The following is a 12252-nucleotide window of genomic DNA, read 5'->3' as shown; positions in this document are numbered from 1 at the left end:
TCTATGTCGTGCCCGGTTATTGAGCTGACACAGCAACTTATTCGTCGCCCCTCCCTGAGTCCGGATGACGCAGGCTGTCAGGCATTAATGATTGAACGCCTGCGTAAAATCGGTTTTACCATTGAGCATATGGATTTTGGCGACACGCAAAATTTTTGGGCATGGCGTGGGCGTGGCGAAACGCTGGCGTTCGCCGGGCATACTGACGTCGTACCGGCAGGCGATGTCGATCGCTGGATCAATCCGCCGTTTGAGCCTACGATTCGCGACGGAATGTTGTTCGGTCGCGGCGCGGCGGATATGAAAGGTTCACTGGCGGCCATGGTGGTGGCTGCTGAACGATTTGTTGCGCAGCATCCTCATCACCGGGGCCGCCTCGCGTTTTTGATTACCTCTGATGAGGAAGCCAGCGCAAAAAATGGCACCGTAAAGGTGGTTGAAGCGCTGATGGCCCGTCACGAGCGGCTGGATTACTGTCTGGTCGGCGAACCCTCCAGTACCGAAATTGTGGGCGATGTCGTCAAAAACGGACGTCGCGGTTCTCTCACCTGTAACCTCACTATTCATGGCGTTCAGGGGCACGTCGCCTATCCGCATCTGGCGGATAACCCTGTTCATCGCGCTGCGCCTTTTCTTAATGAACTGGTCGCTATCGAGTGGGATCGGGGCAATGACTTTTTCCCGGCCACCAGTATGCAGGTAGCCAATATCCAGGCAGGCACCGGCAGCAATAATGTCATTCCCGGCGAACTGTTCGTGCAGTTTAACTTCCGTTTCAGCACGGAACTGACCGATGAGATGATCAAAGAGCGGGTACATGCGCTGCTTGAGAAGCATCAGCTACGCTATACCGTAGACTGGTGGCTTTCCGGCCAGCCGTTCCTGACCGCACGCGGCAAGCTGGTGGACGCGGTAGTAAACGCCATTGAGCACTATAATGAAATTAAACCGCAATTACTGACGACGGGCGGTACGTCCGACGGACGTTTTATCGCCCGTATGGGAGCGCAGGTGGTAGAACTGGGGCCGGTGAACGCCACCATTCATAAAATTAATGAATGTGTGAATGCCGCCGATCTCCAGCTACTGGCCCGTATGTATCAACGCATTATGGAACAGCTCGTCGCCTGATGAGCGTTCCGGTAAGAGGAAATAAGCATGGACTGGCTGGCAAAATATTGGTGGATTCTGGTATTGGTGTTTCTGGTAGGCGTACTGCTGAATGTGATCAAAGATCTCAAACGCATCGACCATAAGAAATTCCTTGCCAATAAACCTGAGCTGCCCCCGCATCGCGATTTTAACGATAAGTGGGACGATGAAGACGACTGGCCGAAGAAAGATCAGCCGAAAAAGTAACCGGATATCATGCCGGACAGGTATCGCTATCCGGCATGGTCCCCACCGCCGGACATTACGTCGCGCAAACGCTGCGTTCGTCCGGCATCCAGCGCAATCAGCGCCTGCGCCGCCTGCGCACGCTGCAACGCCAGCAGAGCTTTACGGCCTGAAATGCGTAGCCGGGCGCACAGTTCGGCATCGCTGGCTTTTTCTTCCAGCCGCCCTCTCAGCGCCGGTAATGGCAATGCGCTGTATTGCAGTAAACGATGCAGGCAACCTAACGATGTCAGTAGCGGACGGTGCGCGAACGCAAAACCGACCAGCTCACGCCAGTCTTCATCATTAAGCGCCTGTTCATCTAACGCCGCCAGCGGTATCGCCTCACCGTTCCACTGCGTCAGGATATCCGCATCGCGGCGCAAACGTCGGTGTTCCTGCTGCGCCAGCCGTTTTCCCGCGTCGCTCAGCGGCAATAACGCCATCGCCGTATAGCAACCGCTGCTCGCCTCCCGATGGTTGCCCATCCGTACCAGTACAAAGCCGCAGCGTTGCCAGAAACGCCACAGCTCCGGCGTATAGCCGAAGCTGACGGAAAGATAATCACACTGCGCCGCCTGCATGCACGCGCAGGCAATCAACTGCTGACCGATGCCTTCACGCTGGCGAGCGGGGTGCACTGCGATACGGCTTACGCGACGCCCAACCAGCGTCGCGGCTAAAGGGTCGCTACCGTGCGCCGCCAGCGACTGCGCCACCAGATTCCCACGCGGCCGCCGGAAACCGCACCATACAGCCTGACTGAGTTCTGCGGATAACCCGCCCTCTTCGACCAGCCAGAGGGCGCCCGCCACACGGTTATTCGCCGTGGCCTGCAAGAAATGCTGTCCTGGCGCATCCATCATTCGGCGCAGATCCAGCGGCGAAGTACGATAGTGCGCCCCCGACAGTAACTGATACACAGCCCTCGGCAACGCGGGCGTATTCACCCAGGCCTGTTGGTAAAACGCCGAGATTTCTATCGCGCCATGTGGCGCCTGCGCAAACGCTTCATCGTCGAATATCAGCGCCTCGCTGACGATATTTTCCAGCGGGCATTCTGGCGCCCAGCGGACAGGCTGACGAAGCGTGAAGCGGTGAAGCTGCGGAAAACGGGCGCAAAACTTAAGTAAAAAACCGCGTCCGGTGCCTTCGTAGCCCTGAACGGTGGTGGTGAGTAGTATGCGGGGAAAGCGCGAAACCAGTTGCAGCAGCAGCGGCGCGGGGATTGCCGCCGCCTCGTCAACTACCAGCCAGTCGGCTCTTGCCCCGCTCGCCAGCAACGCATCCGGCGCCATAAAGCAGAACCGCTCACCGGCAAACGCTGCCAGGATATCCGTTGCCGTTTTCGCCGGTGCGGTCACGATAGCCGTGCCCGCCATCCGGGAGATGAATTGCCCGGCCAGCGCCGATTTGCCGCGCCCACGGGGGGCAATCACCGTCGCCACGCCGGGCGGCATTTCACGTAAACGCGATAAGATAGCCGCCTGCTCCGGCTGCGGCTCGCCGGTGGCGGGTCGCCAGCGTCCACGGAAAGGATAAGATGGCCAGCAAAACGGCTGGTGCTGTCGCCACAGCAGCGTTTGCGGATCGCGGGAGAGAGTCCGTTTAAGATGCTGTGCAAACTGCGGTGTAGGGATAGGCTGCGCGCAGTCGCTCCAGCGCAGTGAATCGGTATCAGGCCGGCTTTCCCACGTCTCATACGGCGGCATCAGCAGAAGCAGCCAGCTTCCGGCCTGCAAGGTCCCGCTCAGGGCGGCAAACGCTGCGGCGTCAAAGCCCTGCCAGGCATCAAATATCGCATGACGGAATTCACGGCCCAGCAGCGTTTGTAACGCCTGTGGCGTACAGCGCGGCTGGGCGGGCGCGTCAGGCGCGACCCACAGCCAGTCACCGGGCAATACAGCGCGTATCGCCTCGGCCCGTTCCCGGCACCACGCCGCATCGCCGCTGATGACCAGTAAACGGCGAATACCTTCCTGTGTCATTTGCGACGTTAACGCCCGTAGCGCATCGATATCAGACATCCCTGCCCCGGTTTATCAAAAGTTTTTGCCAAACGTATTACATTGCGCCGGGTCACCGCTGTCAAATCCACGCTTAAACCAGCTGTAGCGCTGTTCTGAGGTGCCGTGGGTAAAACTATCCGGCACGACGCGCCCCTGCCCCTGTTGCTGTAAGCGATCGTCGCCGATAGCCTGTGCGGCATTGAGCGCCTCTTCCAGATCGCCCGCCTCCAGTACGCCTTGCTGCTGCATACTGTGTCCCCACACGCCGGCAAAGCAATCCGCCTGTAGCTCCATGCGCACCGAAAGGCGATTCACCTCCGTTTGCGACGCGTTTTGCTGCAACTGGCGTACTTTCGGCTCAATACCTAACAGTTTTTGTACGTGGTGGCCGACTTCGTGGGCGATGACATAACCCTGGGCAAAATCACCGTCCGCGCCCAGCTTATTTTTCATATCATCGTAAAATGAGAGATCGATATAAACGGTGCCATCCGCCGGGCAGTAAAACGGCCCCATTACGGACTGACCCGCACCACAGCCGGTACGCGTCATACCACGGTACATCACCAGTTTTGGCTGCTGATAGCCGCGCCCCATTTTTTGAAAGAGTTGCCCCCAGGTATCTTCGGTCGTCGCCAGGATCACCGAGGTAAATTTTGCCGCTTCATCATCATTGGGGCTTATCGAACGCGTCGACTGCTGCTGCGAAACCGGCTGACCGGTCAACAGACCGGTTAAATCCACCCCATAGTACCCTGCGACCAACACCACTACCAACAGAATGATGCCGCCTTTTCCGCGCGGAAGACGAAAGCCAGGGCCACCCAGCGAGGGGCCGCCTGGCCGATTACGTCTGTCCTCTACATTGTTACTTTCACGACGCCCTTGCCAGCGCATAATCACCTCATTCTCTCTTTGTTATACAGATGATCGTAGGCGGTCAGGCGCAGGATTACCACAGGTAAACGCTATCAGAATGAGGAAAGGATGATACCGGAGAGCGGTTGCCCCCCGGTCAGAAGCGGAATTAATCTAATTTCACGCCCAGGCGATGCGCAACGGCTTCATAGGCTTCAATCAGACCGCCCAGGCTCTGGCGGAAGCGGTCTTTGTCCATTTTGTCCAGCGTCTCTTTATCCCACAGGCGACTACCGTCCGGCGAAAACTCATCGCCCAGCACCACTTCGCCTTTATACAGGCCAAACTCCAGTTTGAAATCCACCAGGATAAGACCCGCGTCATCAAACAGTTTTTTCAGTACGTCGTTGGCTTTGTAGGTTAGCTCTTTCATACGCGCCAGATTTTCCTGACTTACCCAACCGAACGTTTCACAGTAGGAACTATTCACCATCGGGTCGTGCAGCGCGTCGTTTTTCAGGAACAGATCGAATATCGGCGGGTTAAGCTCCATGCCTTCTTCCACGCCCAGACGCTTGACCAGCGACCCTGCCGCACGGTTGCGCACCACACATTCAACCGGCACCATCTCCAGCTTCTTCACCAGACACTCGGTATCAGACAGCAAACGTTCCATCTGGGTCGGGATGCCCGCCTCGGCCAGTTTGGTCATAATGAAATGGTTGAATTTGTTATTTACCATGCCTTTGCGATCAAACTGTTCAATGCGCGCGCCATCCCCTGCTGACGTATCATTGCGGAATTCGAGCACCAACAGGTCCGGGTTTTCCGTGCTGTATACGGTTTTCGCTTTACCACGATACAACTCAGCTTGCTTTTGCATCTTTAACACTCCTGGGTGTGAATTAACGATAAGTATTCATTTCCTGCTACGCCTGCCGGAGACGTCGGCCTGTAATTGTGGTGCGAAATAGCGGTTAAATCGCGTTTTTGTACCGACGCACACGTTTGCGTATCTTATCAGAAAAAAGGGCCGGATTACTCCAGCCCTGTTAAATTACTTGTTGAACGCTGCCTGGAAGACGGCAACCAGCGCGTCGTTCTGGCTTTGCGTCAGAGTATGCCCCTTAGGATCGATAAACTGCAAGCTGCTGCGGTTATCTAAATCGCCGACCTGCAATTTATAGTCTCCGGATGCCAGGCCCGGGTCGCTAGCGCCCAGATCCCGCCAGTCGCTGTCAGACAACGGTTTGTACGTTACCGCCATGCTGCCCTGAGAGCGAGTGCTGTCGGTGACTTTCATGCCCACTTTTTCCAGCGCGGCCGGGAGGCGCTGCCACACGAGGTTGAACGGACCGCGAACGACCAGCATAGGTAAACCGGTATCATCAGCGGCGCTCTGCACATCCATCGTTGCGGCGGAACGGTTCTGCGCGGCATTTGCCGCATCCGTAGCGGTCTTATCCAGACCGGCGGAAATGACGTTCATCATTTCAGTGCTATAGCGCTGCAGCGACGCCGCGTCAGCGACCGGCTTGCCAGCCTGTTCCAGATTAACCAGTTTTACCGTTACCGCCTGCTGATAGCCCTGCGGCTTCACCGAGATTTGATAACGTCCACGATACTGTTCGTCTTCATCCAGGCGGTTCCAGTTCACCCAATCGGTCGTCAGGGTCTGGCTGGCATCGTCACGTTTTTCAATCGGATAATTTTTCGCCTGAATCACGCTGACGACTTGCGGCCACAGCGTGCTGCTACGACCATTTTCCACCAATAGCGTAGCGGTATCGCCAGAGAACTGGGTACGCGCGCCGCTCACTAACGCTAACGGCTGCGCTGGCGGACGGATATCCAACGCCTTACCAACCGCGCCGCTCCCCTTCGTGACCGGAATAACGTAGTCGCCGGTCGTTATCGGCAGGATCATTCCTGCCGGGGCGTGAAGTTCAGCAAGCGGCGCGGCATCCAGATAGGATTCATCGCCGCTTACCTGGCGCTTGTAGCGCGAATCGGAACTACAGGCAGCGAGCAGCAAAACAAGCGAAACACCCGCAACCTTCGCCAGGCGCGACTTTTGTACTGAGTAAGCCATCAAATCTCCCTAAACTTTACAGCAGGCCAGCATGCTGAAGCGCTGCTTTGACGATGTCACGACCATGGTCCGTGATAGGCGTCATTGGCAGGCGCAGCGTGTCGGTCGCCACAAGACCCAATGCCTTACATGCCCATTTCACCGGGATAGGATTGGGTTCGACAAATAGTTTGTTGTGTAACGGCATCAGACGCTGGTTGATAGCGCGCGCCTCGGCAAATTGCCCTTCCGCCGCCAGTTTGCACATGTCAGCCATCTCGCGCGCCGCTACGTTAGCCGTAACGGAAATCACGCCATGACCACCCAGTTGCATAAAGTCCAGCGCAGACGCGTCATCGCCGCTAAGCAGAATAAAATCGTCTGAAACCAGCTCTTTGATCTGGTGAACGCGGGTTAAGTTCCCTGTCGCCTCTTTGATAGCGATAATATTTTTTATTTCCGCCAGACGACCCACGGTTTCCGGCAACATGTCGCAACCGGTACGGGACGGCACATTATACAGAATTTGCGGCAAGTCAGTGTGTTCCGCGATGGCTTTGAAATGCTGGAACAAACCTTCCTGCGTGGGGCGATTGTAGTACGGCGTTACCGTCAGGCAGCCAACAATGCCGCTATCGTTAAAACGCTGCGTCAGGCTAATCGCTTCCGCGGTCGCGTTTGCGCCCGTGCCGGCGATAACCGGAATACGTCCGTCAGCCAGTTCCAGCGTCATCATCACGACATCGCCATGTTCATCATGGCTTAGCGTGGCAGACTCGCCGGTAGTGCCAACCGAAACAATCGCCGAGGTACCGTTGGCGACATGATAATCAATGAGTTTTTTCAGGCAAGACCTACTGACGTTACCTTTCTCATCCATCGGCGTAACAAGCGCGACAATACTTCCCGTGAACATGGGCCATCCTCTGTGCAAACAAGTCTCTCAATGGTACGTTTGGTATGGCAATAAAAGCAAGCGACCAAAGCCGTTCTGATTGTTGTATGCAGGTTTTTTTTATGGTTTCCTTAAGATTACCTCACCGCTCAAAGGAATAACTGGTTTGACACCGTCATCACAACACTATTTGGTTATCACTGCGCTGGGCGCCGACAGGCCCGGTATTGTGAATACCATTACTCGCCATGTCAGCAGTTGCGGCTGTAATATCGAAGACAGCCGACTGGCGATGCTGGGCGATGAATTCACGTTTATTATGCTGTTGTCCGGCACGTGGAACGCGATTACCTTGATTGAATCGACATTGCCGTTAAAAGGCGCGGAGCTGGATCTGCTGATTGTGATGAAACGGACGTCCGACCGTCCCCGCCCGGCAATGCCCGCGACGGTATGGGTTCAGGTTGAGGTCGCCGACTCCCCGCATTTAATTGAGCGATTCACCGCGCTGTTTAATAGTCATGAAATGAATATTGCGGAGCTGGTCTCCCGCACACAGCCGGCTGAAGGTGATAAAGCTGCGCAATTATTTATTCAAATCACCGCACATAGCCCGGCGTCGCAAAATTCCGCAAATATTGAGCAAGCCTTTAAAGCACTATGTACAGAACTCAATGCGCAAGGCAGTATAAACGTCGTCAATTACTCACAACATGATGAACAGGATGGAGTTAAGTAATGAATCCACTGAAAGCCGGTGATATCGCACCGAAATTTAGCTTGCCGGATCAAGACGGGGAACAAGTAAATTTGACCGACTTCCAGGGACAGCGCGTTCTGGTTTATTTCTACCCAAAAGCCATGACACCCGGCTGTACCGTGCAGGCCTGCGGCTTACGCGATAACATGGACGAGCTCAAAAAAGCAGGCGTGGACGTGCTGGGCATCAGCACCGATAAACCTGAAAAACTCTCCCGTTTCGCTGAAAAAGAGCTGCTGAACTTTACCCTTTTGTCCGATGAAAACCATCAGGTGTGTGAACAGTTCGGCGTCTGGGGCGAAAAGTCGTTTATGGGCAAAACGTATGACGGCATTCACCGCATCAGCTTTTTGATTGACGCTGATGGTAAGATTGAACACGTCTTTAATGATTTTAAAACCAGCAATCACCATGATGTGGTGCTGAACTGGCTGAAAGAAAACGCGTAAAAGCCTCAGGCCGCGCTGATGTGCGGCCTGGAAAGGGAATGCGCCGTCAGGCTTGCCGCGCCAGACGCCATATCGCCGCTACATTGCGCGCCGACAGGCTCAGGTTATATTCCGCCTCATGTAAGGCTTCCGGCAGCGTAACGATATGCGACAAAATCGACAGCGCCGCATCGATACCCTGCTGATACACAACGTGATGATCGTGTTGCAGCCCACCGGCGAGCGCGATAACCGGTTTATGATACCGCTTCGCCACTCTGGCGACGCCAATCGGCGTCTTGCCGCAAATACTTTGGCTGTCCAGCCGCCCTTCTCCGGTAATCACCAGATCGGCATCTTTAACCGCCTGCTCAAGCTGTAGCGTTTCCACGACAATCTCTACGCCGGCGCGTAATTCCGCATTGAGCAACCCTAAAAGCGCGGCGCCCATTCCACCTGCCGCGCCCGCGCCGGGAGCATTAATCACCTCACGCCCCGTAGCCTGATAAATATGTCGGCCCCAGTTTTCCAGCGCCGCGTCCAGGGTGTTCACCATTTCCGCTGTCGCCCCTTTTTGTGGGCCAAAGATGGCCGATGCGCCCTGGGGACCACACAACGGATTGTTGACATCACACGCCACGGTTATCGATACCTTACGCAGCAATGGGTGACAACCGGACAAATCGATAGACGCCAGCGCCGCCAGCGCCTCGCCGCCCGGAGAAAGCGAGCGCCCTTGTTTATCGCGCAATATAACGCCAAGCGCCTGCATCATCCCCGCGCCGCCGTCATTCGTCGCGCTGCCGCCAATTCCCAGAATAATACGCTTTACGCCACGCTCCAGCGCCGCGACGATTAACTCGCCGGTGCCGTAGCTGGTGGTATTAAGCGGGTTGCGCAATTCAGGCGAAACGTGATGCAGCCCGGATGCCACCGCCATTTCAATCACGGCGGTATCGCTATCGCCCAGCATTCCCCAGCGCGCGGCCACCGGTTGCCCAAGCGGGCCTTGTACCCACTGGTCAACATAACGCCCGCCGCTGGCCTCCACCATTGATTGTACAGTTCCTTCCCCGCCATCCGCCATGGGCACTTTAACGTAGTCGGCGTCAGGATAAATTTCGCGGAACCCCTTTTCTATCGCCTCAGCGACCGCCATTGCGGACAAACTTTCTTTAAATGAATCAGGAGCAATAACAATTTTCATAGGGATTATCCTGCAAAACCAAAGAAACCGAACATCAGAGTAGAAATAAAGGTAATGGCTAACCCCACCAGCGTTTCATACGGCATTAGCTTTAAACGTTCATGAATTTGCATATTGACGCTGCCGCCCGTCGCGTGGAAAAAGCTGCCGTGCGGCAGATGGTCCAGCACCGTGGCGCCCGCATGGATCATAGCGGCTCCCGCCAGGGCGGAAACGCCAAGTTCAAGTAACGTGGGAGAGAAAACGCCGGACGCCACCGCCGTTCCCGCTGTGGTTGAGGCCGTCGCCATTGACATCATGGCGCCAGACACGGGCGCCAGCAGCCAGGATGGCAATCCCGAAGCGGTGAGGCCATGAATCAGGACATCTTTAAGTTCGGAATTAGCGATAATGCCGGCCAGCGTACCGGTTCCCAGCAACATAATAGCGACAGGCGCCATACGCATCAGACCGGCGACCATGTACTGGTTACAGTGGCGCGCGCGTCCCATCAACAGCAGACCGACCAATCCCCCTACGGGCAGGGCAATTAACGGGTCAATGGAAATGCCGGCAAACGGACGGAGAGAAAGCAGGAAAATAGCGACCAGCGGCGCGCTAATCGCCACCAGAAAGCCTGGTCTGGCGACGGAGTCATCATGGTGAGTCACTTCATGATCGGCGACGCCCGCGCCTTTATTATTCAGCCGTTTCGCTAACAGATAGGCGATAATAAGCCCAACGATGCCCGGAACCACGCCCGCCAGCATAATAGAGGTAAGAGGAACATGAAACGCATCAGAGGCGGCAATAGCGTTCGGGTTGGGTGACATCACGTTACCCGCTTTGCCGCCGCCAACCATCGCCAGCAGAATAGCGCTTTTTGACAGCCCTGCATTACGCGCAATCGACAGCGCAATCGGCGCGACGGTAATCACCGCCACATCAATAAATACGCCGACGGCGGTCAAACATAGTGTGGCAATGGCTAATGCCAATAATGCCCGGGTTTCCCCCACTTTGCGGACAATCGTCTCAGCAATCGTATTCGCCGCCCCGGACTCAATTAATACGCCCGCCAGTACGCCTGCGGCCAGAATACGCAATACGGCATTAACGATGCCCTGCGCGCCTGACACCATCAGCGACACGGTTTGCAGAAGATCGGCGCCGCCAATCAAACCGCCGACCAGCGCGCCCGCCATCATGCCGTAGGCTGGCGACACTTTTCTTAAAATTAATACGATGGCCACAACCAATGCGGCAATGGCTCCCAGGGTGGATATCGACGTCATATACTGCGCCTCCTTTAACATGGAGCGCGCAGTATGGAAAAACCCGCCTAAAAATCCGCTGGAGCTTTCAACAAATTTCGATTCGACCTGGCAGCGGTAACTTGTCGGACGGTACAGATTCGGCCTGGAGCTCCATACCGATATAAAGCCAAAGCGTACTTTTTAACTCGTTGATTTTTATGTGCGTAATATCCTCACAGCGCTGTAAGCGATAGCGCAATGTATTCACATGAATATGCAATGCTTTGGCCGTTTGCGTCAGGTCACAATTATGTTCAAACCAAGTCCGCAGCGTCTGTTGCAATACGCCTTTCGCGTCATGTTGCGCCAGTTGCAGCCACAGACGCGATAACTCCTGCACTTGCCAACTTTCAGACAGCCCGCTTAGCAGCGCGGGAAGCGCGTGGTCATGATAAAAAATGTACTGGCTGCGCAGCTTTTGTCTTTTCGCCATCGCCTGCGTGGCTCTCGCTGTGAGCAAAGATCGGTGCAATCCCGTCTCGCCGGCAAAATAGCCCCCAACCAAAATACGGCTAAAGCCCGATGATGCAGCCCATGATTTAAAAATCTGCAATTCGCCCATTTCCTGGCGGGTATTCCACTTTCCCTCTTTTAACGTGATAGGCTTAATAATGATTAATTCATTAAATTCGGTAAACGTCACCAAATGGTTACGCGCGTGATTCTCGAAATAATCCATTACATTGCGCAGCGCTTCGCGATCCGGCTGGGAAAGTTCAATAATCAGCACCACTCTGGGAACCGCCAGATCAATACCCAGATAGGCCGCCATGGAGCGCAACGACTCTGTTGAATTTTCTCGCAAAATCAATTGGTTGATCAGCTCTTCGCGATAGCGTTTATCCCATTGTCGCTGTTCGATCAGCACCATATGCTCGATCACCAGCTCCGCCGCCATTTTAACCAGCTCGGCATACGCGCGAACCTCCTCCGGCTCGCCGGTAATGCCGACCACGCCGATAAGCTGTTCATGAAAAGAGATGGGAAGATTAATGCCGGATCGCACGCCTTTAAGCTGATTGGCGGTAGAGGAATCAATTTCTACAATACGGTTTTCCTTCAGCGCCAGAATGGCCCCTTCGTGACGCTGGCGAAGCCGCGAAGGTTCGCCAGACGCGATAATGACGCCATGCTCATCCATGACGTTTACCGAGTAAGGAATAATTTTCATGGCTCGCTGTACAATTTGCCGCGCGGTATACCCTTTCAAGTAATGTTTTCTCAACACACTCATTCCCTGTTTCGTTATCGCTTCACATTAAAAAAACAATCTCGCATCAATGATGTCACTTATTAACGAATTTCTCAGAAGAATGCTTAGGCTAAGTCACCAAATTTTGGCGGCTTTACAG

Annotated in this window: 12 protein-coding genes; 4 read left to right on the top strand and 8 right to left on the bottom strand. The window is 55.1% G+C overall.

Features of this window, described 5'->3' with window-relative positions; translation table 11 throughout:
- Positions 1-3 precede the first annotated feature (3 nt).
- Positions 4-1131: a succinyl-diaminopimelate desuccinylase gene (gene dapE, locus J4613_RS16695; RefSeq protein WP_001277822.1), complete on the top strand. Its 1128-nt coding sequence runs from the start codon at positions 4-6 to the stop codon at positions 1129-1131.
- Positions 1132-1158: 27 nt separating this feature from the next.
- Positions 1159-1359: a YpfN family protein gene (locus tag J4613_RS16690; protein WP_000383839.1), complete on the top strand. Its 201-nt coding sequence runs from the start codon at positions 1159-1161 to the stop codon at positions 1357-1359.
- A gap of 26 nt (positions 1360-1385) precedes the next feature.
- On the opposite strand, the gene tmcA is transcribed toward J4613_RS16690, so the two are convergent.
- From tmcA to dapA, 5 genes are all read right to left on the bottom strand, one after another.
- Entirely contained in the window at positions 1386-3404 is a 2019-nt protein-coding gene (tmcA, locus tag J4613_RS16685) for a tRNA cytosine(34) acetyltransferase TmcA (protein WP_080083439.1), read from the bottom strand.
- Positions 3405-3419: 15 nt separating this feature from the next.
- A complete protein-coding gene (locus J4613_RS16680; protein ID WP_001267523.1) occupies positions 3420-4283 on the bottom strand; it encodes a neutral zinc metallopeptidase in 864 nt (287 codons plus the stop codon).
- Positions 4284-4413: 130 nt separating this feature from the next.
- Positions 4414-5127: a phosphoribosylaminoimidazolesuccinocarboxamide synthase gene (gene purC, locus J4613_RS16675; RefSeq protein ID WP_001171630.1), complete on the bottom strand. Its 714-nt coding sequence runs from the start codon at positions 5125-5127 to the stop codon at positions 4414-4416.
- 174 nt (positions 5128-5301) lie between these two features.
- Entirely contained in the window at positions 5302-6336 is a 1035-nt protein-coding gene (gene bamC, locus J4613_RS16670; RefSeq protein ID WP_000331877.1) for an outer membrane protein assembly factor BamC, read from the bottom strand.
- A gap of 16 nt (positions 6337-6352) precedes the next feature.
- Positions 6353-7231, bottom strand: coding sequence for a 4-hydroxy-tetrahydrodipicolinate synthase (dapA, locus tag J4613_RS16665; RefSeq protein ID WP_000494020.1), 879 nt, complete (start codon positions 7229-7231; stop codon positions 6353-6355).
- 145 nt (positions 7232-7376) lie between these two features.
- On the opposite strand from dapA, the gene J4613_RS16660 reads away from it, so the two are divergent.
- Together J4613_RS16660 and bcp are read left to right on the top strand one after the other, a co-directional pair.
- Positions 7377-7949 carry a glycine cleavage system transcriptional repressor gene (locus tag J4613_RS16660; RefSeq protein ID WP_000189061.1) on the top strand — a complete coding sequence of 191 codons (573 nt, stop codon included), beginning with the start codon at positions 7377-7379 and terminating at the stop codon, positions 7947-7949.
- Positions 7949-8419 carry a thioredoxin-dependent thiol peroxidase gene (bcp, locus tag J4613_RS16655; protein WP_001068686.1) on the top strand — a complete coding sequence of 157 codons (471 nt, stop codon included), beginning with the start codon at positions 7949-7951 and terminating at the stop codon, positions 8417-8419. The genes J4613_RS16660 and bcp overlap by 1 nt, the downstream gene beginning before the upstream one ends.
- 46 nt (positions 8420-8465) lie before the next feature.
- Here the strand turns inward: bcp and J4613_RS16650 are convergent, their stop codons facing one another.
- From J4613_RS16650 to J4613_RS16640, 3 genes are all read right to left on the bottom strand, one after another.
- Positions 8466-9605, bottom strand: coding sequence for a glycerate kinase (locus J4613_RS16650; RefSeq protein WP_111742269.1), 1140 nt, complete (start codon positions 9603-9605; stop codon positions 8466-8468).
- A gap of 5 nt (positions 9606-9610) precedes the next feature.
- Positions 9611-10879 carry an SLC13 family permease gene (locus tag J4613_RS16645; protein WP_000200859.1) on the bottom strand — a complete coding sequence of 423 codons (1269 nt, stop codon included), beginning with the start codon at positions 10877-10879 and terminating at the stop codon, positions 9611-9613.
- A 67-nt stretch (positions 10880-10946) separates the two neighbouring features.
- Entirely contained in the window at positions 10947-12134 is a 1188-nt protein-coding gene (locus tag J4613_RS16640) for a sugar diacid recognition domain-containing protein (RefSeq protein WP_080083441.1), read from the bottom strand.
- Between the last annotated feature and the right edge of the window lie 118 nt (positions 12135-12252).

It is taken from the genome of Salmonella sp. 32020114201800008SM, from assembly GCF_017572025.1.
GTDB lineage: Bacteria > Pseudomonadota > Gammaproteobacteria > Enterobacterales > Enterobacteriaceae > Salmonella > Salmonella enterica.
The sequence above is the reverse complement of the archived record's forward strand: the minus strand, read 5'-3'. Positions and strand labels throughout refer to the sequence as shown.